Origin of the sequence: Sinisalibacter lacisalsi (assembly GCF_014640115.1) — a bacterium.
Classification (GTDB): domain Bacteria; phylum Pseudomonadota; class Alphaproteobacteria; order Rhodobacterales; family Rhodobacteraceae; genus Sinisalibacter; species Sinisalibacter lacisalsi.
The window spans coordinates 372,429-393,576 of the sequence record NZ_BMGI01000004.1 but is presented as its reverse complement, the minus strand read 5'-3'; the positions used below and the strand labels follow the sequence as shown (position 1 = coordinate 393,576).

The window sequence follows — 21,148 nt, the reverse complement described above, 5'->3', positions numbered from 1 at the left end:
TAACAGAATTGGGTGTAAGGCGACGTTACCCCATGTTAGGGAACATGATAGCTTCGCCGCGCATATTCAATGAAAATATTGGTTTTTTGCCAGCGATAGTTTTACATTGTTAGGGGGTGTTTCGCCCCGGAATTTAACTGTTAATCAATTGGTCGTAGGTTCGATCCCTACCGCCGGAGCCAAATCACCTCCAAGGTGTTGAAAAGCTACGACTTCCAAAATCCGCTGCGGCGAGTTTGGGGAGGTCGGGGCGCTTTCTCTCGCAGGGATTGCTCGAACCACGCACGCGGCGGTCGCTGCGCCAGCCCGTGTGCGGTGCCTCCTGTCGTCATGCCGCCCGGGAAGAGGGGGCGATGGCGACGTTTTTCAGCCAGCAGACGGGCGGACGACGGAACGGCGCCCTGTGGCCTTGAACCGCACGGTTGCGGCGATCAGGGCAACGATGGCGGCACCGGAACCGGCGCTCACCACCGCCCCGCTTGCTACGACGCGTTGCCCCTGGGCCGATCGGCCCGCAGCATGGACATTGCCATGATGGCCGCGAGGCCCACGACGATACCTGCGAGGTCGATCACCCAGACGCTGGGGAACAGGAGCAGGCCGGCCGACATCCCGAAGAGCGCGCGTGCGATTGGCGGCACCCGACCGCCCACCGGCGCGCTGCCCTGCAGGAAGATCGCGAACGCGACGCTCCCAAGCCCGTACAGGATGCTCGCGTAGATGACCTCCGTCCAGGTTCCTTGCATCAGGATTTCCGGGACGTAGACGAAGGTGAATGGCATCAGCACCAGGGTCGCGCCGAACTTGAGCGCGGCGAAGCCGGTTTTCATCGGTGGCGCACCGGCGATCGCGGCCCCGGCAAAGGCCGAGACGCAGACCGGCGGCGTGATGTTCGACAGGGCCGCGGCATAGAACACGGCCAGGTGGGCGGCCACGACGGGCACACCGAGCTGGATCAGCGCGGGCGCCGCCACCACGGCGAGGATGATGTAGGAGCCGGTGGTCGAAGACCCCATGCCGATAATGATCGACACCAGCGTGACCAGCACCAGCGCCAGGAACAGGTTCCCGCCCGAAAAGTCGATCAGCACCGCGGAGAACTTCAGGCCCAGCCCGGCGAGAACGATGCCGCCGATGATGACGCCCAGGGTGCCGATGGCCGCACCCGCCGAGTTGTTGCTGGCAGCGCCGCCGATCAGCGCCTGTGCGAAGTCGCGTGGCTTCATCGCCGTCGCCCGGTGGCGCCAGGACAGCACCGCGGCGCTTACCGTGCCCCAGAAGGCGGCGAACTCGGCCGAGTAGCCCCACAGGAGCAGGCCGATCACCACGACCAGCGGCAGGAAAAAGTGCCATCCGCCCGCGAGAACCTTGCGGACGCTCGGGATCTCTTTCTCGGGCAGGCCTTTCAGGCCCAATCCCACGGCTTCGAGATCAACCATGGTGAGCAGGAAGAGGAAGAACAGGAACGCCGGGATGATGTTGATCAGCGCGATGTAGAGGTAACTTGTCTCGGTCAGGGTGGCGAGAATGAAAACCCCCGCGCCCATGACCGGCGGCATGAACTGGCCGCCCGTCGAGGCGATGGCTTCGATCGCCCCCGCGTGATGGGGCTTGAAGCCCGTGCGCTTCATGAGCGGGATGGTGAAAGAGCCGGTGGTGACCACGTTCGCCACCGACGAGCCCGAGATCGAGCCGAAGAGTGCCGAGGTCAGCACGGCCACCTTGGCCGGCCCGCCGCGCCACTTGCCGGCGATGGCGGTGCCCAGATCCATGAAGAACGCACCGGCGCCCGACCGCTCGAGAAAGGCGCCGAAGATCATGAACGGGAAGACGAATGTGGCGAACGTCGCGGTGACGACGCCGAACAACGCCTCCTGGCTCGAAAAGATGAATTCGATGATCCGCTCGACGCTCATGCCGGGGTGCGCAAGCTTTCCGGGCAGATACTGGCCGAAATAGAGCTGGGACAGGAACAGGATGGCGAGGACCGAAACGATGGGGCCAAGCACGCGCCGGCTGGTTTCGAGCATCAGCACGATCGCGATGGCCCCCATGACCAGGTCGGCCTGATTGGGCGACGAGACCCGGAAGATCGCGTAGCTGACATACTGGTCGATCCAGTAGCCGATCGAAGCGACGGTCAGAGCGATCAGGCCAAGGTCCAGGATACTCGGGCGGTCGGTCGGCGAATTGCGGTGGGCCGGGTAGATCAGGAACACCAGGACCGAGGTCAGCATCAGGTAGACACCCCGGTTGCTCTGGGTCGAGACCAACCCGAAGCCCGAGGTGTAAAGGTAGAACAGCGAGAACCCCATAGCGGTGAGGTTGAACGCGAGCGCCCAGACGCCCGAAAGGCTGCGTTTGGCGCCCTGCGCACGGAACAGCCAGGAAATGTCGGCCATGAAGTCGTCCTGTCGAGGTAAGCTGGATCGCCCCGGCCACGCGGGCCGGGGCGCCTGTCGTTCAGCCGGTCGGGATCACTCCGTCCACAGGCCCTGTTCGCGGTAGTAGGCTTCCGCGCCGGGGTGCATCGGTGCGCCCAGCTTCTGGAAGTTGGCGACGTCGGGCTTCATCTGGGCCCAGGCCTTGTGGCCCGCCGCCAGCGCATCCTGCTTGTCGTAGGCCGCGGCGACCATCTTTTTCACGACATCCTCGGACACGCGCTCATGCGCCACCCAGTAAACCGTGGTGAACGGCATGTCGGTCGCCGGAACGCCCTTGTAGGTCGTCTCGGGCATCGTGCCGGCGTGGTAGAAGGGATAGGTATCCGAGATCGTCGCAAGCTGCTCATCCGAATAGGGCAGAATGGTGATTTCCCGTGTCTCGGCCAACTCGGTCACCGCCGCCGCGGGCGAGGACGACTGGCAGAACGCGTCGATCTGACCGTTGCCAAGCGCGCGGCCGGCATCGGCGAAGGTCATCATCTGCGGCTGGATGGTGTCGAGAAGACCGAGCGCGGTCAGGATGTTCGAGCAGTTGAACACCGTGCCCGATCCCGGCGGTCCAAGCGCAACCTTCTTGCCTTCGAGGTCGGAAAGCTCCTCGATGCCGCTGCCGCCAAGGGCGACGAAGTAGGTCGGCCCCTCGTAGGCCATCGCGACGCCGCGCAGCATCGTGCCCTTGTCGCCGCCGGCGAAGGGGCCCTCGGGCTCCTGCGACATGTAGACATGGCTGCCATAGACGATGCCCATGTCCAGTTCGCCCTTGATCAGGCGCTTGGCGTTCTCTGTCGAACCACCGGTGGTCACTTGCGTGATGTTGATCTCGGGCAGATCCTTGCCGAGTTCGGTGCCGGCGACGCCGACCATGTAATACATGACCCCACCCGGGCTTGAGCCACCCCAGGCGACCTCGGTGGTGTCCTGCGCGATCGACGGTGCCGCAACCGCTGTCACGGCCGCCGCCGACAAGGCGAATATCGCATGTCTCATGGTATATCTCTCCTCCACTGTTTTGGGCTTTCGCCCGATTGGCAAAGTGCCTCGCTTCGTCGGTCGGCCGATATTTCGCGCAGACCGCGGCACCTTGCTTCTTCGCTCACACGCTCCGGCGTTTGCAGGCGTTCCTAAGCGTTCCAAGACCCTCGATTTCGACCTCGACGACATCGCCGGGCCGCAGGTATTTCGGCGGCTGGAACCCGATTCCGACGCCCGCGGGCGTTCCGGTGGCGATCACGTCGCCGGGCTTCAGCGTCACACCGGCAGAGATCGTCGCGATGATCGTCGGGATATCGAAGATCAGAAGGCCGGTATTCGAATCCTGGCGAAGTTCGCCGTTTACGGTGCACCGGATCGGCGTATCGCCGATGTCGATCTCGTCGCGGGTCACCGCCCAGGGCCCCATCGGGCAGAACGTGTCTTGCGACTTGCCGATGAGCCATTGGCTATACCGGCCCTGCAGATCCCGCGCCGTTATGTCGTTGACGATGGTGTAGCCCCAGACATGCGCCATCGCATCGTCCTTCGAGATGCCGCGCCCACCCTCTCCGATGATCACGGCAAGCTCGGCTTCGTAGTCGATGGCCTCGGAAACATCGGGGTCGATGATGATGTCGCCCTCCGGCCCGATCACGCAATCGGGGACCTTCGAGAAGATGATCGGATCGTTCGGCACCGCGCCCATCGCCGCGCTCGAATCGAAGCCGCTCCGGGAGAACTCGTGGGCGTGCTCGAAATAATTCTTGCCGACGCAGAAAATATTGCGCTCGGGCCGGGGCAGCGGCGCCTCGAGCACGACGTCGGCAAGGGGAACGGGCGCACCGGTTGCAGGCGGCGTGTCCATCCCTATCAGGGCGGAGACGCCACGCAGCGCCTGGTCCACGGAAAGGTCAAAGGGCGCGACCGTCCGGGCGAGCGCATCGACCACCCCCACGTTTCGCTTTCCGTCATACTGGTACGTCGCAAGCTTCAAAAGCCCCTCCCCCCGTCATATTGGTTCACATTGGATCACATTATGGTATATTCAGGAATCGTCGCAGGCAAGGACTTTTTATCCACACTTGAAAAACAGCCAAAGGATCGTAGTATTGGACTACCATTGGATCATTTGAGGTCAGTATGCGCGGTAACGCCGATGAAATTGCGGGAGAGCTTCGGAAACGAGTGATGGCCGGAGAATGGGGCGGCGAGAAGCGCCTTCCCACGGAACGAGAATTCGCAACACAATACGGGGTTGCCCGCAACACCATCCGGCGTGCTTTCGACCAGCTCGAGGCCGACGGCTTGCTGGCGCGCCAGGTCGGGCGCGGCACCTATCTGCGCGACCATCAAGCGGATGATGAGATCGCCGAGATCGTGCGCAGAATGGAAGGCACCTCGCCCGCCGACATGATGGAGGTGCGGCTCCTGCTCGAACCTGCTGCAACGGCCTTCGCGGCCACGAACGCCAGCTCCTCGGCCTTGGCCGCCATCGCCGAGGCGCATGAACGCGCCGTCGCCGCCAAGGAGATGCCGGAGTTCGAGGCTTGGGACGCGGAGTTCCACCGCAAGATCTTCTCGTGCACGCGCAATGACCTGTTGCGGGAGTTCCACGAGGTTATTCGCATCCTGCGCGATCAGCCGAAATGGTTCGAGATGAAAGCGCGGAGCTTCGCGGAGGACCGGAGGAAAATCTACTGCGAGGAACACGCAAAGATCCTCGAGGCCCTGAATGCGCGGCACCCGGAACAAGCGGCGGCTGCCATGCGGACGCATCTTGAAAGCGTCCAGAAAAATCTGCTCGGCCGGCCGAAATGAGAAACTCGGGCGGGCAGCAAGATACCGGCCCGCCAGGCAAGACCCCGGCCATTCACTCCCAGGTGCGTGCAGCCCCAAGCGGTGCGCTAAAGGGAAATCCCGCTAGCTGCGGATTGGCGCAATAGCCGCGCCAATGGCGGACGGCTCACCAGGCATCGCTCAGAACACGGCAGATCTCATCGTGGTCAAGCGCAACGGGATTGGCCTTGGTCGAGGACGCGGATCTCGCCATCGTCGCCACGCTTTCGATCTCGGTTTGCGAAAGACCGAGATTTTCGAACGACGGCAGGTCATGCGCATCCACGAAGTCACGCAAGGCCGCAAAGCCGTCCTCAATCGGGCGGTCAAGGCCCGTGGCGAGCCAGGATGCGATATCGCGGAAGCGCGAGGTCTCGCCGCTTCGGCGTTGCACCGCAGCGGCATTTACCGTCAATGCCGACGCCAGCAATCGCCCGCAGATCACACCATGCGCCGCACCACGCCCACCGATGACCGACGCGAGACCATGAACAATGCCCAGACCGGAGTTCGCAAGCGCCAGGCCACTGAGAAAACTCGCGCGGGCCATGACATCGCGCGCCTGCGCGTCCTCATTCTGCATCAGGCGGTGCAGCGAGACGATCGCGGTTGGAATGGTGGCGCGGCAGATCGCGTCGGTGACGGGGTTGGCGCGGTTGCACAGATAACTCTCGATCAACTGCGTGATCGCGTCGAGCCCGGTCGCCAGGGTCAGCCCCCTGGGCGCGCCATCGGTCAGCGCGGGATCGACGATGGCAAGATCCGGGACAAGACGAGCGTCGCGCAGGCTGATTTTCGCCTGCCGCTCGGGCACACCGATCACCGCGTTTTTCGTCGCTTCCGCGCCCGTTCCGGCGGTCGTGGGCATGGCGACGAAAGGGAGCGGGTCCTCGAGCCTGCGGGCCGGCCCGTCTCCTCGCTCAAGAAACTCACCCGGATCGCCATCGCTGACACTCAGCCCGGACAGCGCCTTCCCGAGGTCGATAACCGCCCCGCCGCCGACCGCGACGATGCACGCCGCCCGGTGCTCGCGGGCCTGCGCCACGCCTTGCCGGACCGCGTCGAGGGTAGGTTCGCCACCTGCCCATACCGTTTCAACCCGGCAACCCGCCGCGCCCAGATCGCGGGCAAGGTCATCCACCCAGGGCACGGATCGTCCCCGGACCAGGAGAACCCGTTTGCCGAGCCGGGCGATTTCGGCGGCGGCATCGCGGCGGCTGCCCCGGGCAAAGATCGTTCGGGCGGGGGCTGTCAGTGAAAACGATGTCATGCCGATGCCGCCGGGGCCGTCGTTTCGGCTTGCGAGCGTTTCCCGGCGATCCCGGCCGGGCGGATCCGCAAGCCGTGTTTGGCCGCATCGCAGAGCTCTTGGCGTCGAAAAACGGAGCCCATGTGAATTCCTCTTCTCAGGATGCGGCGACGTTTGTTTCCGCCTCGCGGTGATAGCCGGACAAGCGCGTCACCTCCTGCGTGGACCCGAGGATCACCGGCACGCGCTGGTGGTGGCTTTGCGGTTGAATATCGAGAATGCGGGTCTGCCCGGTTGTGGCTGCACCACCGGCCTGTTCGACCAGCATCGCCATCGGGCTGGCCTCGTAGAGCAGGCGAAGCTTGCCCCCTTCCGCTCGGTTGGCCTCATCCGCCGGGTAAAGGAACACGCCGCCACGGGTCAGAATGCGGTGGACTTCGGCCACCATCGAGGCCGTCCAGCGCATGTTGAAATCGCGCGCGCGCGTCCCGGCCCGGCCGGCAAGGCATTCATCCACATAGCGCCGCACGGGTTGGTCCCAGAACCGATAGCGCGAGGCGTTTATGGCAAACTCCGAGGTCTTCGCCGGGATGGTCATGTCCGGGTGCGTCAAACGGAAATCTCCCGTCCCGTATTCACAGGAAAACCCGAAAACGCCGTCTCCGACTGTCAGCACCAGCATCAGGGTGGGGCCGTAGATCGCGTAACCGGCACATTCCTGCACGCGGCCGGGTTTCATCACGTCGCGCTCGCCCGCCGCCGCCACGGTACAGATCGAAAAGATCGACCCGACCGACAGGTTCACGTCGATATTGGACGAGCCATCCAACGGGTCATAATAGAGCAGGAAATCCCCGGCCTCGGGCTCTTTCAGCCAAACGGCTTCTTCCTTTTCCTCGCTGACCAGCGCGGCCAGCCGGGGCGAGTTCTCGCAGATGCGGGCAAAGGTCTCATCGGCGATCACATCGAGTTTCTTCTGGTCTTCGCCCTGAACATTGATCTCGCCCGCGAGGCCATGATTGTCTTCGAAGGCCGCATTTCGCAGCCGGTTGCCGATCACCCGGCACGCCGACGCGATATCCTCGATCAGGAAGATCAGGTTCGGATCAAGCTCACCCCGTCCCGCCCGGCGGGTCAGGAAGCGCCGCAGCGTCATCGGCTGGGTCATGGGCTCAGAACCTCATGGTGGCGTCGACCGCGCGTTGCCACGCGGCGTATTTGCTCGCGCGTGTCTCATCGTCCATCTCTGGTGAGAAGCTGCGGTCCAGCGCCCACTGGCTGGCGAACTCGGCTTGCGCGGGATAGATCCCGGCCCTCTGCCCGGCCAGCCATGCCGCGCCGAGCGCAGTGGTCTCGAGCACCTTCGGCCGGTCGACCCGCGCCCCGATGATGTCCGACAGGAACTGCATGGTGAATTCGGACGCGCTCATGCCGCCGTCCACGCGCAGCACGGCATCCCCCGCGCGCCCCATATCCGCCTGCATCGCGGCCAGCAAATCGCGGGTCTGGTAGCCCACGCTTTCCAGCGCGGCGCGGGCGAATTCGTCCGGGCCGGAGTTGCGGGTCAGGCCAAACACCGCGCCCCGGCACTCGGCATTCCAGTAGGGCGCCCCGAGCCCGGTGAAGGCCGGCACCATGACGAGCTGCTGCGAGGGATCGGCCCGTTCGGCCAGCGGTTGGGATTCCCCGGCTTCGCGGATGATCTTCAGCCCGTCGCGCAGCCATTGCACCACCGCGCCGGCGATGAAGATCGACCCTTCCAGCGCATAGGTGGTCTTGCCATCCAGCTGGTAAGCGATCGTGGTCAGCAGGCGGTTTTGCGACCGGACCGGCGTATCTCCCGTGTTGAGCAGGGCGAAACACCCGGTGCCGTAGGTGGATTTGAGCATCCCCGGGTCGAAACAGGCCTGGCCCATGCTCGCGGCTTGCTGATCCCCGGCGAGGCCCATGATCGGGATCGGGCGGCCAAAGAGATCGGGGCGCGCCTGGCCGAAATCGGCCGCGCAGTCCTTCACCTCAGGCAACATGGCCATCGGGATGTTGAGCCGATCGCATATGGTCTGCGACCAGCGCCCCTTGCGGATGTCGTAGAGCATCGTGCGCGCGGCATTCGTGGCGTCGGTGACATGCACCGCCCCGCCGGTCAGGTTCCAGACCAGCCAGGTATCGACCGTGCCGAAAACCAGCTCTCCCGCCTCGGCGCGCGCGCGCGCGCCTTCGACGTTGTCGAGCAGCCAGGCGAGTTTCGTGCCGCTGAAATAGGGATCGAGCAAAAGGCCGGTTCGGTCGGCGACCGTTTCCTCGAAGCCTTCGGCCTTCAGGGCCTGGCAGAAGGGCGAGGTTCGCCGGTCCTGCCAGACGATGGCATTGTGTATCGGCGCGCCGGTCTTGCGGTCCCAGACCAGCGTGGTCTCGCGCTGGTTGGTGATGCCGATGGCCGCGACCTCGACGCCGCCGGCCTTTTCGATCGCCGCGCGGCAGGTGGCGGCCGTCGTCGCCCAAAGGTCGGCAGGGTCATGCTCGACCCAGCCACTGTGGGGAAAATGCTGGCCAAATTCCTCCTGCGCGGATGCCACGATCGACATCGCCTCATCGAACACGATCGCCCGGGTCGATGTCGTTCCCTGGTCAATGGCAAGAATGTGCGTCATCGCCGCCCCTCCTCAAAACGATCTCCGCTGGCGCCGGATCTGCCTATTTTTTGGTTGAAGGAAATGAGATGGCCGGGGCCCCATGGGCCCCGGCCAGGGTTGAAGGCTTACTGCCAGGACGAAATCAGCTCATCATAGCTGACGGTCTTGGGCTCTTCGTCTTCGTTGTCGAGCTTGGCGAAGGGCGCACCGGGCTGGTCGAGCCAGTATTGCGCGTCCTGCGGCTCGTTCATCTTGGGACCAAGATCGCCCTGAACGCCTGCACGCTCAAGCCGCTCCATCACGCTTTCCATGTCGGCGCAGAGTGAATCGAGCGCATCCTGCGCCGTCTTGGCACCAGACATGGCGTCGCCGATGTTCTGCCACCACAGCTGCGCAAGGCGCGGATAGTCCGGCACGTTGGTTCCTGTCGGCGACCAGGCGGTGCGGGCCGGCGAGCGGTAGAACTCGACCAGGCCGCCCAGCTTGTCGGCGCGCTCGGTGAAGCTTTCGTGGTTGATGCTGGAATCCCGCACGAAGGTCAGACCCACGTGGCTCTTCTTCACGTCGACCGTCTTGGATGTGACGAACTGTGCATAGAGCCAGGCCGCCTTGGCGCGATCCTCGGGCGTGGACTTCATCAGCGTCCACGAACCAACGTCCTGGTAGCCGACCTTCTGGCCTTCCTTCCAGTAGACGCCATGCGGGCTGGGGGCGAGACGCCACTTCGGCGTGCCGTCCTCGTTCATCACCGCGGGGCTGTCGACCAGCGGCGCCACGAAGGTCGTGTACAGGAACATCTGCTGGGCGATATTGCCCTGCCCCGGCACCGGACCCGCCTCGGAGAAGGTCATCCCCATGGCAGAGGGCGGCGAGTACTTGTTCAGCCAGTCGATCGCCTTTTCAACGGCGTAGACGGCTGCCGGGCTGTTGGCCGCGCCACCGCGGTCCATGCAGGCGCCGACGGGTTGCGAGGCTTCGTTCACCCGAATGCCCCATTCGTCGACGGGCAGGCCGTTCGGCTCACCCACATCGCCCATACCGGCCATCGACATCCACGCGTCGGTGTAGCGCCAGCCGAGGCTCGGGTCCTTCTTGCCGTAGTCCATGTTGCCGAAGACGCCCTCGTCCGGGCCGCCAGCATAGGACATGTCGCGGCCGGTGAAGAACTCGGCAATGTCCTCGTAAGCCGCCCAGTTGACCGGCACGCCGAGATCGTAACCATAGGCGGCCTTGAAGTCTTCCATGGTCTTGGGGTCGGTGAACCAGTCGTAACGGAACCAGTAGAGGTTCGCGAATTGCTGGCTCGGCAGCTGGTAGAGCTTGCCATCGGGGCCAGTGGTGAACTGGGTGCCGATGAAATCTTCCAGGTCGAGCGTCGGGCTGGTGATGTCCGCCGCCTCGTTCGCCATCCAGTCGGTCAGGTTGCGCACCTGCTGGTAACGCCAGTGCGTGCCGATCAGGTCGGAGTCGTTGATGTAGGCGTCGTAGATGTTCTCGCGCGACTGCATCTGGGTCTGGAGCTTTTCCACCACGTCGCCTTCGCCGATCAGGTCATGGGTGACCTTGATACCGGTGATCGCGGTGAAAGCCGGGGCAAGCACCTGGCTTTCGTATTCATGCGTGGTGATGGTTTCCGAGACCACCTTGATCTCCATGCCCTGGAACGGCGCCGCGGCGTCGACGAACCACTGCATTTCGGCCTCTTGCTCGGCGCGGGGCAGCGACGACAGCTCGCCGATTTCGGCGTCAAGGAACGCCCGTGCGGCCTCCATGTCGGCGAATGCCGCCCCGCCCAGCAGGCTGAGCGCCAGCGCAATGCTGGTAGTTGATTTCAGGTTCAAGTTCATTAGATCCTCCTCTTGTCGAACTTGGTTTTCGATAGGCGGTGCCCCCATTCCGGTTTCTCAGGCCGTGGAAGGGGGCATCGCCGTTTTGACTCGCCTAGACCCAGCGGAACACCGCTGCGGCCCAGACGAGGCACACCGCCAACGCCCAGGGCTGGTTGTCGGGTCCGACGAGACCCAGCCAGGCGAGGTTGATGAAGGCGCTTCCGAGAAGCGTGATGAACAGCCGATCGCCGCGCGTCGTCTCGATCCGCAGGACGCCGACACGCGGCGCTTCCGGAAACTTGATCGCGAGGATCGAAAAGGTGATCAGCAGCGCGGCGATGACCATGAAGAAAGTCGCGGTCGGCCAGGTCCATGCCATCCATTCCATGGGTCTTCCTCCTCAGACGCGGCCCAGGGCAAAGCCCTTGGCGATGTAGTTGCGCACGAACCAGATCACGAGCGCACCCGGCACGATGGTCAGCACACCGGCGGCGGCAAGAACGCCCCAGTCGATGCCCGAAGCGCCCTGGGTGCGGGTCATGATGGCCGCGATCGGCTTGGCGTCGACCGTGGTCAGGGTGCGGCTCAGCAGCAGCTCGACCCAGGAGAACATGAAGCAGAAGAACGCGGCCACGCCGATGCCCGACGAGATGAGCGGCGTGAAGATCTTCACGAAGAACCCGCCGAAGGAATAGCCGTCGATATAGGCGGTCTCGTCGATCTCCTTGGGCACGCCGCGCATGAAGCCTTCGAGGATCCAGACCGCGAGCGGCACGTTGAACAGGCAGTGCGCCAGCGCCACCGCGATATGCGTGTCGAACAGGCCGACCGAGCTGTAGAGCTGGAAGAACGGCAATGCGAAGACCGCCGGCGGCGCCATGCGGTTTGTCAGCAGCCAGAAGAACAGGTGCTTGTCGCCCATGAAGTGGTAACGGCTGAAGGCGTAGGCCGCCGGCAGCGCGACCGACAGGGATATCACCGTGTTCATCGTCACGTAGATGAGTGAATTCACATACCCCATGTACCAGGCGGGATCGGTCAGGATCGTGGCGTAGTTGGCGAATGTCAGATCGCGCGGCACGAGCGTGAATTCGTTCAGGATCTCCGTGTTGGTCTTCAAACTCATGTTCAGCAACCAGTAGATCGGCAGCAGCAGAAACAGCAGGTACAGCGCCATCACCACGGCTCTGCTGTTCACCCTGGGCAAAGACAGCCCGCGCGCGGCATTCTGGTTCACGGTCACGTCGGCCATGGCTCAGCCCTCCCGCTTGTCGAGGTTTGTCATCACGGTGTAAAACACCCATGAGATCAGTAGGATAACGAGGAAATACATCAGCGAGAACGCGGCCGCCGGTCCGAGGTCGAACTGTCCCAGCGCCATCTTGACGAGGTCGATCGACAACAGCGTGGTCGTATTGCCGGGACCACCGCCGGTCACCACGAAGGGCTCGGTGTAGATCATGAAGCTGTCCATGAACCGCAGCAGGATCGCGATCATCAGAACGCCCATCATCTTCGGCAACTCGATGTAGCGGAAGACCTTCCAGCGCGACGCCTGGTCGATCTTGGCGGCCTGGTAGAAGGCGTCCGGAATGGACTTCAGACCGGCAAAGGCAAGCAGCGCGACCAGCGAGGTCCAGTGCCAGACATCCATCACGATGATCGTGACCCAGGCTGCCAGCGCGTTCTGGGTGTAGTTGTAGTCGATGCCGATCATGTCCAGCGTGTATCCCAGCAGGCCGATGTCGATGCGCCCGAAGATCTGCCAGATCGTGCCGACCACGTTCCACGGGATGAGCAAGGGCAGCGACATCAGCACCAGGCAGAAGCTGGACCAGAAACCCGATTTCGGCATGTTCAGCGCCACGAAGATACCCAGCGGAATCTCGATCGCCAGGATGATCCCCGAGAACATCAACTGACGCCCCAGCGCGTTCCACATGCGCTCGGAATTGAGCATCTGCTGGAACCACTCGAGGCCCGCCCAGAAGAACTCGTTGTTTCCGAAGGTGTCCTGAAACGAGTAGTTGACCACCGTCATCAGCGGGATCACCGCCGAAAAGGCGACCAGAAGCAGCACAGGCAGGACGAGGAACCACGCCCTATGGTTGACCGTCTTTTCCATTATTTCGCCCCCTCCCCGAACGATTGCGCGCAATGGTGCGCGGTGTGTGCGGATGCCGTAATCGCAAATCCATCCATGACTCGGATCTGAGTTTCCGTATTGCGTGGCCGTGCCAATCCCGGACGGCCCGACATCACGCGGCCTCCCCCTTCACGCGCCAGTCATTGGCATAGACGTTCACGTGAGTCGCATCGAAGGTGACGCGGTTCATGTCGGCGCTGACCCGCTCATCCTCACCGGCGATGATGTTGATATCTATGCCAAAAAGTTCGGCCCGGATGATCTTGTGGCGCCCGACGTCCTCGACCCGGCGCACCTTGACCGGCAGGCCTTCGGACATCGACAGTTTCGCGTACTCCGGGCGCACGCCGATCTCGACCTTGCCATCGAGCGGCTTGTAACCTTGGGCCAACTCGACATGGGAGCCGTTCACATAAGCCTTGTTGCCGTCGATCCGCGCCGGGATCACGTTCATGCCCGGCGAGCCGATGAAGTAGCCCACGAACGTGTGTTCGGGGCGTTCGAACAATTCCTCCGGCGTGCCGATCTGCACCACGCGCCCGTCATACATCACCACGACCTTGTCGGCGAAGGTCAGCGCCTCGGTCTGGTCGTGGGTCACGTAGATCATCGTGTGGCCGAAATCGTGGTGCAGCTTTTTCAGCTGGGTGCGCAGCTCCCACTTCATGTGCGGGTCGATCACCGTCAGCGGCTCGTCGAAGAGCAACGCGTTCACGTCCTTGCGCACCATGCCGCGCCCCAGGCTGATCTTCTGCTTGGAATCCGCCGTCAGCCCCCGCGCCTTCTTGTGGAGCATGTCTTCCATGCCGATCATGCGGGCGATTTCCTGCACCCGCTCGGCCACGTAAGTCTCGTCCCGGCCGCGGTTGCGCAGCGGGAAGGCCAGGTTGTCGTGCACGGTCATCGTGTCGTAGACCACCGGGAACTGGAAAACCTGGGCGATGTTGCGTTCGGCGGTCTTGGCGTGTGTCACGTCCTTGCCGTCGAAAAGGATCCGGCCCTGGCTGGGCTGCAGCAGCCCCGAGATGATGTTGAGCAGCGTGGACTTGCCGCAGCCCGACGATCCGAGCAGCGCGTAGGCGGCGCCGTCGTCCCAGTCGTGGTTGAGTTCCTTCAGCGCGAAATCGTCTTCCGATCGCGGGTTGGGAAGATAGGAATGCGCGAGGTTATCCAGTGTTATCTTGGCCATCTTGTCCTCCCTCAGGCCGCAAGCGCATAGGCGGCGGGCGCAACGAGCTTGCCGTCTTCACCGAAAATGTAGGCATGGCGCGGGTCCAGCCAGACGCTCAGTTCCTCGCCCAGGGCGAGCTCGTGCACGCCGTGGATCAGACCGACCCAGCGCTCGCCGTGGTGATCGAGGTGGATAAAGGTTTCCGACCCGGTCAGCTCGGTCACGCTGAGCGTTGCCTTGAACTCCATCGCATCGGCGGCGTGCTGCCCGATCTCCAGGTGGTTCGGGCGGAATCCTGCGGTGTAGCGGCCATCGGCCAACTCGGCCAGTTTGCCCGTTGCGTCGGCGCTCTGGCCGTCGCCGAACATGATCCGGTTGCCGGTCTTTGAGATCTGCAGGAAGTTCATCGGCGGATCGCTGAACACCCGCGCCGTGGTGGCATCCACGGGCTGGCGGTAGACCGACGGAGTCGAGCCGAACTGGGTGATGCGGCCTTCCCAGAGGGTCGCGACATTGCCGCCCAGCAGCAGGGCCTCTTCCGGCTCGGTCGTCGCGTAGACGAAAATCGAACCGGAGGCCTCGAAGATCTTCGGGATCTCGATCCGCAGCTCTTCGCGCAGCTTGTAATCGAGGTTGGCCAGCGGTTCGTCCAGCAGGACCAACCCGGCATTCTTGACCAGCGCGCGGGCCAGCGCACAGCGCTGCTGCTGGCCGCCGGACAGTTCCAGCGGCTTGCGCTCCAGCATCGGCGTCAGCTTCATCAGCTCGGCGGCCTCACGCACCCGGCGGTCGATCTCGGCCTTGTTGACCCCCATCAGCCGCATCGGCGAGGCGATGTTGTCATAAACGCTCATCAACGGGTAATTGATGAACTGCTGGTAGACCATCGCGACCTTGCGGTCCTGCACGCGCTGACCGGTGACATCCTCGCCGTTCCAGAAGACCTTGCCGGTCGCCGGAACGTCCAGCCCGGCCATCAGGCGCATCAGCGACGTCTTGCCCGAAAGTGTCGGCCCGAGCAGCACGTTCATCGTGCCGTTTTCCAACGACAGGTCAGTGGGGTGGATGTGGGTCTGCCCCTCTACCACCTTTGAAACGCCTTTCAATTCCAGCGTCATCAGGTTCTCCTCCCTATTCCGCCGCTTCGGTCTTGGATTGGCGACGTCGAGCCATCCAGACGTCAAGTTCGCGGACTTGTTCGGCATCCAGCCGCAGCCCCAGTTTGTTGCGGCGCCAGATCACGTCCTCGGCGGTGCGTGCGTATTCGTTGGCCATGAGCCAACAGACCTCGGCTTCGGTCAGGGTCGCTCCAAAATCGCGGCCGAGGTCTTCCGCCTTTTCGGCATCCCCCAGAATGCCGGCGGCCTGGGTTCCGTATGCACGCACCAGCCGCTGCGCCCAGAAATCCGTCAGGAACGGGTAGCGGGCTTTCAGATCGGCCACCAGGCGCGGCGCCCCGTCCACCGGGAAATCGCCCCCCGGCAGGGGCACGCCGGCGGTCCACTTGCCTTTCGACAGCCGCAGGTGGTTTCCCACCTTGTCCATCGCGCCCTCGGCGAGGCGGCGGTAGGTCGTGATCTTGCCGCCAAAAATGTTCAACACAGGCGCGCCCGCGCTGGTATCCACCTTGAGAGTATAGTCCCGCGTAGCCGCCGTGGCGCTGCTGGCCCCGTCATCGTAGAGCGGACGCACGCCGGAATAGGTCCAGACGATGTCGTCGCGGGTCAGCTGCTGCTTGAAATACTGGTTGGCGAACGCCAGCAGGTACTCCTGCTCCTCGGGCGTGCATTCGGGCTCCGTGGACGGGTCGTCGTGCTCGGCATCGGTCGTGCCGAACAGGGTGAAATCGGTCTCGTAGGGAATGGCGAAGATGATCCGCCCGTCGGTCCCCTGGAAGAAATAGCACTTGTCGTGATCGTAGAGCCTGCGGGTCACGATATGGCTGCCGCGCACCAGCCGCACGCCCTCGCGCGAGTTCAGCCGCACCTTGGTCTGGATGATGTCGCCCACCCAGGGACCGCCTGCGTTGACCAGCATCCGCGCGGTATGGGTCTTGACCTCGCCGGTTTCGGTATTGCGCGTTTCGACGCGCCAAAGCCCGTCCTGGCAGCTGGCGCTGATCACCTTGGTGCGGGTCATGATCCGCGCGCCGCGCGCTTCGGCATCACGGGCATTGAGCACCACAAGCCGCGAATCCTCGATCCAGCAATCGGAATATTCATAGGCCTTGGCAAAGCGATCCTGCAGCGGCGCGCCTTCTGCCGAGCCCCTCAGATCAAGCGTCGTCGTGCCCGGGAGAATCTTGCGGCCGCCCAGCCGGTCATACATGAACAGCCCTAACCGGATCAGCCAGGCCGGCCTGCGCCCCTTCATCCAGGGCATGAAAAGACCCAAAAGTCGCGACGTCGGCGTATCCGACTCGAAGCGCATATCTTTATGATAGGGAAGGATAAACCGCATCGGCCAGCTGATATGCGGCATCGCCCGAAGCAAGGTTTCTCGCTCGATCAACGCCTCGCGCACAAGGCGGAACTCGAAATATTCGAGGTAGCGCAATCCGCCGTGAAACAGCTTGGTCGAGGCCGACGAGGTGGCCGAGGCCAGATCGTTCATCTCGGCGAGCGCAACCGAGAGCCCGCGCCCTGCCGCATCCCGGGCGACGCCGCATCCATTGATGCCGCCGCCGATAACGAACAGATCCAGGGGTGCCGTGTCTGCGGAATGCTCCACGCAAATCTCCTCCAAGCGCGTCGATCCCGGATTTATGGCAATCAATGCCAGGTCGCGCAAGAATTTTTTTCGTTTGTATTCGTTTTTGAATTTTTGGACAGCGACCGGCGTCGAATCCGTGATTTTCCAAGTGTTTCCGCACAGGTCCCTACGCGGATGGGAGTTTTTGATTGCTTTTTGTTCGTTTCTGGCGAATCTCTTCTCATTCGAACGTCCCCGGTCAGTTCGCCAGTGCGGGCAAATTTGAAAGGCTGAAAGTGTCGCAAACATTCCGTCACCCCGAAATTCTCGAGATCGCGCGCAGAGAAGGAAAAGTGACGGTCGAGGGACTCGCGGAACATTTTGGCGTGACCCTGCAGACCATTCGCCGTGATCTCACCGACCTGGCCGAGGCCGGCCGGCTGGAACGCGTGCACGGCGGGGCGGTTCTGCGCTCGGGCACGGCCAACATCGGTTACGAGGAGCGCCGGTCGCTGAAATCGGAGGCCAAGCGCGCGATCGCGCGGGCCTGTGCGGCGGAAATCCCGAACAACATTTCCCTGTTTCTCAACATCGGAACCTCGACCGAAGCGGTCGCGGTGGAACTGATGCACCATGAAAACCTCATGGTGGTCACCAACAACATGAATGTTGCCAACATTCTGGCGGGCAACGCCAAGTGCGACGTTATCCTGACAGGCGGCCAGCTTCGCCGCGCCGATGGCGGCCTGATCGGAAACCTCGCGACCGAAACCATCAAACAGTTCAAGTTCGACCTGGCGGTGATCGGGTGTTCGGCGCTCGACCGTGAAGGCGACCTGCTGGATTTCGACATCCAGGAAGTCAGCGTAAGCCAGGCGATCCTGCGCCAGTCGCGCAAGACCTTCCTGGTGGCCGACCAGAGCAAGTTGACCCGTAGCGCCCCTGCCCGCATCGCGTCGCTTGCCGATATTCATACCTTCTTCACCGACCAGCCCCTCCCGCCCGAACTCGCCTCGGCCTGCCAGTCCTGGGGAACGAAGGTCGTCGTTCCGTCCTGAACGTCATGGCGTCACAAGATTGATCGCGCGCCAAACTGTCGTGCTGCGCGCGCCGCTGAAAGAATTGGCCAGCCGCAACGATCACCGGGCCGCTTCGCGATCCTCGAAGGGCACATCGGCCAAATCGCTCAGGGAGACGTAGAGACGGCCATCCACCCCCTCTACCGCAAACGCGTCGGCGACCTCGTCGCGATCCGACACCACGACCGCGACGAAGTATTCCGCCTCGATCTCGTCGATCACCCCGAGATCGACCAGGTTGGCCGCGAGGCGAGACACGTCGGAAAGGCTTTCATCCGCGGCAATGACATCCACCGCCGCCGGGTTGCGCCGCCAATTGGTCAGAATCCGTTCGGCGTAGCCAAAGCCCCGGCGGGATTTCCCGAGTGATCATGCGCGATGGCGCCGCGCCAGGTGCCGTGGGTGAACTCGTATTCCAGCGTGCCACAAACCCCCGCTGGCGCTCAGCCCACTTCGACGCGGGCGCTGCGGCGGTAGACTTCGCCGGTGGTGTCGAGCCATTCGAACTCGAGGTCGGCGCTTTCGTCGAGGCGCAGTTTGAACGCGAGATAGGGGTTCGAGGCGATCGCGGGTTCGAGCTTGGCGCCGAAAACCTCCTCGCCGCCGATCCGGCAGCTAAAGCGTTCGACGATCCGCACCGGGATAAGCAGGCCGCTGGAATTGTAGCGCAGGCCGGTTTCCATCGGGTGATTGATGATCGTGCGCACCGTGAAGATCTCACCCGGCGCGACCTGGTCCGGCGTGCTGATCCTGATTTTCGGCTGCCAGCCGAGGGGGAACTGGTTGTTCGCCACGGCCTCCTCGCAGGCACCGTAGGTGACGTTGACGCGGCGCACCGCGCGAAAGGTTTCGCCGTCCGCCATCTCGGCCACGGCGACCACGTCCTGAAACGAGTCGAGCCGGACGCGGGTGCTGACCCAGGCCTCGCCGCAGGCCGGGGTGAAATAGAGCGCGATCACCCGCGGGCGCGGGTTGCGCGCGGCGTAGACCCTCACCACGCGCGGATGATCCTCCGGTGTCATGTCGGCCGGCACGTAAAGGTCCATCGGCACCGATTGGCCCGAGTCGGAAAACTCCGGCATGGTGATCTCGATCCTGCCGGGCTGAAGCTCTTCGGCGTCGAAGTCCCTGGCGATCGCCGCCAGCATGTCGGCCTCGTCGGCGCGCGCCGGGAGCGCGCACAGCGCGAGCCCCGCCCCAAGCACCGACCGGCGCGACCATGGCGCGCGGGAGGCGGAAATCGGGATCGGGGGGCCGGGCGAACGACGTGTCACAGCAGGGAACTCCATTTTCGGGTCGCACGAGGACGGGGTGGCCGAGAGGCACGCCCCGCCACGCGATCATCGTAAACATCCGCCGCACGCCTTTTCCTATCTATTAGATTGACTATCCCAATGCCGATCCCTGCCATCTTGAGGATAAGCGATGGAGGAGATTGATGATTTTTCATCATGCAAGGCGCATTGCCCGCGGTGTCGCCGCGGCGGGCGCAGTGTGCGCGTTCGGCTTGGCCAGTGCCGGGGCGGCCCAGGAGGCGCGCCCGGTGAATGCCGAGTCCTGCACCTCCTGCCACGGACCGGGCGGCGTGAGCCTTGGCGCGATTCCCACGATCGCCGGGCAGGACGTGGCCGAACTCGACGCGGCGCTTCGCGGCTACCGCGACGGCGCGCGGCAGGGCACGATCATGGGGCGGCTGGTGGGGCCGCTGTCGGACGCGGAGATCGTCGAGATCTCGGCCTACTTCGCCGCGCTGACGGGGCCGGAACAATGAGCGCGCGCCTCACACGCCGGCAAACGCTCGGCTACGCCGGCGCGGCCCTGAGCGCGCCGCTGCTCTCGGCGCCGGCGCTCGCGCAGGGCTCTGCACACGTCGTGGTGATCGGCGGCGGGTTCGGCGGCGCCTCGGCCGCGCGCAGCCTGCGCCGGGTGGCGCCCGACATCCGGGTGACGCTCGTCACCGACGCCCCCGAGTTCAGCACCTGCCCCTTCTCCAACCTGGTGATCGCCGGGCTGCGCGAGATTTCGGAAATCACCTTCTCCTATGACGCGCTCAGGGCCGAGGGGGTCGAGGTTCGGGTCGATCCCGCCGCCGCGCTGGCGCCCGACCGCCGCGAGGTCGTGCTGCAATCGGGCGACAGGCTGGCTTATGACCGGGCCATCGTGTCGCCGGGGATCGACTTCGTCTGGGACGCGCTTCCGGGCGGCAATCCCGGAATGGCGGCCAGCCTGCCCCACGCGTGGAAGGCCGGGGCGCAGACCCTGATGCTGCGCGACCAGATCCAGGCCATGCCGGAAGGCGGAACCGTGATCATCGCGCCGCCCGACAACCCGTTCCGCTGCCCGCCCGGGCCCTACGAACGGGCCAGCCTCGTTGCGCATTACCTCAGCCAGCACAACCCGAGCGCCAAGGTGCTCATCGTCGACGGCAAGAACCAGTTTTCGAAGCAAAGCCTGTTCACGGAAGGCTGGGAGGCGCTCTATCCCGGCATGATCAGCTTCGTGCCGTTCTCGGACCACGGCGGGCTGAGCGCGATCGACGCCGGCGCGCGGCGGATCGAGACCTATTTCGAGAGCTTCGAGGCCGACGTCATCAACCTGATCCCGCCGCAGAGCGCGGCGTCGATCGTCAGGGACGCGGGCCTTACCGGCACCGGGCTGTGGTGCGAGATCGACGGCCTCACCTTCGAATCGCGCGAGGCGGAGCATGTCCACGTGATCGGTGACGCGGCGATCGTCGGCGACATGCCAAAGAGCGGATTTTCGGCCTCGACCCAGGGCAAGGCCTGCGCCCATGCCGTCGCGGCGCTGCTGGCGCAGCGCACCCCGGAGCGGGCCTACCTGATGAACACCTGCTACAGCCTCGTCGGCCCGGAATACGGCATCTCCGTCGCCGGCGTCTACCGCAGCGAGACCGGCAACAATCGCCTCTCCAGCCTGCCCGACAGCGGCGGCACCAGCGAGGCCGGCGATCTGCCGCAGCTTCGCCGCGACGAGGCCGATTATGCCCGGGGATGGTATGCCAACATCACGCAGGAGTTGTTCGGGGCGTGAAACGGCGATCGCGAGGAACGGCGGGAAAGGGCTTGCCCTTTCAGCAG

General features: G+C 64.0%; 19 protein-coding genes. 4 read left to right on the top strand and 15 right to left on the bottom strand.

Features of this window, described 5'->3' with window-relative positions:
• Positions 1-482: 482 nt before the first annotated feature.
• The 3 genes from IEW01_RS13870 to IEW01_RS13860 form a co-directional block, all read right to left on the bottom strand.
• On the bottom strand, positions 483-2,402 hold the full coding sequence (locus IEW01_RS13870) for a TRAP transporter permease (RefSeq protein WP_188528688.1): 1,920 nt from the start codon (positions 2,400-2,402) through the stop codon (positions 483-485).
• A gap of 75 nt (positions 2,403-2,477) precedes the next feature.
• On the bottom strand, positions 2,478-3,431 hold the full coding sequence (locus IEW01_RS13865; protein ID WP_188528686.1) for a TAXI family TRAP transporter solute-binding subunit: 954 nt from the start codon (positions 3,429-3,431) through the stop codon (positions 2,478-2,480).
• A 106-nt stretch (positions 3,432-3,537) separates the two neighbouring features.
• Positions 3,538-4,410: a fumarylacetoacetate hydrolase family protein gene (locus tag IEW01_RS13860; protein WP_188528684.1), complete on the bottom strand. Its 873-nt coding sequence runs from the start codon at positions 4,408-4,410 to the stop codon at positions 3,538-3,540.
• A 146-nt stretch (positions 4,411-4,556) separates the two neighbouring features.
• Between IEW01_RS13860 and IEW01_RS13855 the strand changes: the two genes are divergently transcribed.
• Positions 4,557-5,234 (top strand): FadR/GntR family transcriptional regulator, encoded by a 678-nt coding sequence (locus IEW01_RS13855; protein ID WP_188528682.1) that lies wholly within the window; start codon positions 4,557-4,559, stop codon positions 5,232-5,234.
• A gap of 145 nt (positions 5,235-5,379) precedes the next feature.
• On the opposite strand, the gene IEW01_RS13850 is transcribed toward IEW01_RS13855, so the two are convergent.
• The 10 genes from IEW01_RS13850 to glpD all read right to left on the bottom strand — a co-directional run bounded on the left by IEW01_RS13850 (position 5,380) and on the right by glpD (position 17,280).
• Complete coding sequence (locus IEW01_RS13850; RefSeq protein ID WP_188528680.1) at positions 5,380-6,522, bottom strand: iron-containing alcohol dehydrogenase; 1,143 nt, start codon at positions 6,520-6,522, stop codon at positions 5,380-5,382.
• 136 nt (positions 6,523-6,658) lie between these two features.
• Complete coding sequence (locus IEW01_RS13845; RefSeq protein ID WP_188528678.1) at positions 6,659-7,669, bottom strand: class 1 fructose-bisphosphatase; 1,011 nt, start codon at positions 7,667-7,669, stop codon at positions 6,659-6,661.
• A gap of 4 nt (positions 7,670-7,673) precedes the next feature.
• Positions 7,674-9,152 (bottom strand): glycerol kinase GlpK, encoded by a 1,479-nt coding sequence (glpK, locus tag IEW01_RS13840; protein ID WP_188528676.1) that lies wholly within the window; start codon positions 9,150-9,152, stop codon positions 7,674-7,676.
• A gap of 107 nt (positions 9,153-9,259) precedes the next feature.
• Positions 9,260-10,981 (bottom strand): ABC transporter substrate-binding protein, encoded by a 1,722-nt coding sequence (locus tag IEW01_RS13835; protein WP_188528674.1) that lies wholly within the window; start codon positions 10,979-10,981, stop codon positions 9,260-9,262.
• A 94-nt stretch (positions 10,982-11,075) separates the two neighbouring features.
• On the bottom strand, positions 11,076-11,351 hold the full coding sequence (locus tag IEW01_RS13830; RefSeq protein ID WP_188528672.1) for a DUF2160 domain-containing protein: 276 nt from the start codon (positions 11,349-11,351) through the stop codon (positions 11,076-11,078).
• A 12-nt stretch (positions 11,352-11,363) separates the two neighbouring features.
• Positions 11,364-12,215, bottom strand: a complete 852-nt coding sequence (locus tag IEW01_RS13825) for a carbohydrate ABC transporter permease (RefSeq protein WP_188528670.1) — start codon at positions 12,213-12,215, stop codon at positions 11,364-11,366.
• Positions 12,216-12,218: 3 nt separating this feature from the next.
• Complete coding sequence (locus IEW01_RS13820; protein WP_188528668.1) at positions 12,219-13,088, bottom strand: carbohydrate ABC transporter permease; 870 nt, start codon at positions 13,086-13,088, stop codon at positions 12,219-12,221.
• Between the two features lie 133 nt (positions 13,089-13,221).
• Positions 13,222-14,298, bottom strand: coding sequence for an ABC transporter ATP-binding protein (locus IEW01_RS13815; RefSeq protein WP_188528666.1), 1,077 nt, complete (start codon positions 14,296-14,298; stop codon positions 13,222-13,224).
• Between the two features lie 11 nt (positions 14,299-14,309).
• A complete protein-coding gene (locus IEW01_RS13810; protein WP_188528664.1) occupies positions 14,310-15,398 on the bottom strand; it encodes an ABC transporter ATP-binding protein in 1,089 nt (362 codons plus the stop codon).
• A gap of 13 nt (positions 15,399-15,411) precedes the next feature.
• On the bottom strand, positions 15,412-17,280 hold the full coding sequence (glpD, locus tag IEW01_RS13805; RefSeq protein WP_188528662.1) for a glycerol-3-phosphate dehydrogenase: 1,869 nt from the start codon (positions 17,278-17,280) through the stop codon (positions 15,412-15,414).
• Here glpD and IEW01_RS13800 point away from each other — a divergent pair.
• Positions 17,268-18,029: a DeoR/GlpR family DNA-binding transcription regulator gene (locus IEW01_RS13800; RefSeq protein WP_188528781.1), complete on the top strand. Its 762-nt coding sequence runs from the start codon at positions 17,268-17,270 to the stop codon at positions 18,027-18,029. The genes glpD and IEW01_RS13800 overlap by 13 nt on opposite strands.
• Before the next feature lie 81 nt (positions 18,030-18,110).
• Here IEW01_RS13800 and IEW01_RS13795 read toward each other — a convergent pair whose 3' ends face one another.
• Both IEW01_RS13795 and IEW01_RS13790 read right to left on the bottom strand, forming a co-directional pair.
• Entirely contained in the window at positions 18,111-18,308 is a 198-nt protein-coding gene (locus IEW01_RS13795; protein WP_229738264.1) for a hypothetical protein, read from the bottom strand.
• A gap of 185 nt (positions 18,309-18,493) precedes the next feature.
• On the bottom strand, positions 18,494-19,324 hold the full coding sequence (locus IEW01_RS13790; RefSeq protein ID WP_229738263.1) for a thiosulfate oxidation carrier protein SoxY: 831 nt from the start codon (positions 19,322-19,324) through the stop codon (positions 18,494-18,496).
• Positions 19,325-19,488: 164 nt separating this feature from the next.
• Between IEW01_RS13790 and IEW01_RS13785 the strand changes: the two genes are divergently transcribed.
• Together IEW01_RS13785 and IEW01_RS13780 are read left to right on the top strand one after the other, a co-directional pair.
• A complete protein-coding gene (locus IEW01_RS13785; protein ID WP_368855199.1) occupies positions 19,489-19,821 on the top strand; it encodes a c-type cytochrome in 333 nt (110 codons plus the stop codon).
• Positions 19,818-21,101: an NAD(P)/FAD-dependent oxidoreductase gene (locus tag IEW01_RS13780; protein ID WP_188528654.1), complete on the top strand. Its 1,284-nt coding sequence runs from the start codon at positions 19,818-19,820 to the stop codon at positions 21,099-21,101. The genes IEW01_RS13785 and IEW01_RS13780 overlap by 4 nt, the downstream gene beginning before the upstream one ends.
• The last annotated feature ends 47 nt before the right edge of the window (positions 21,102-21,148 follow it).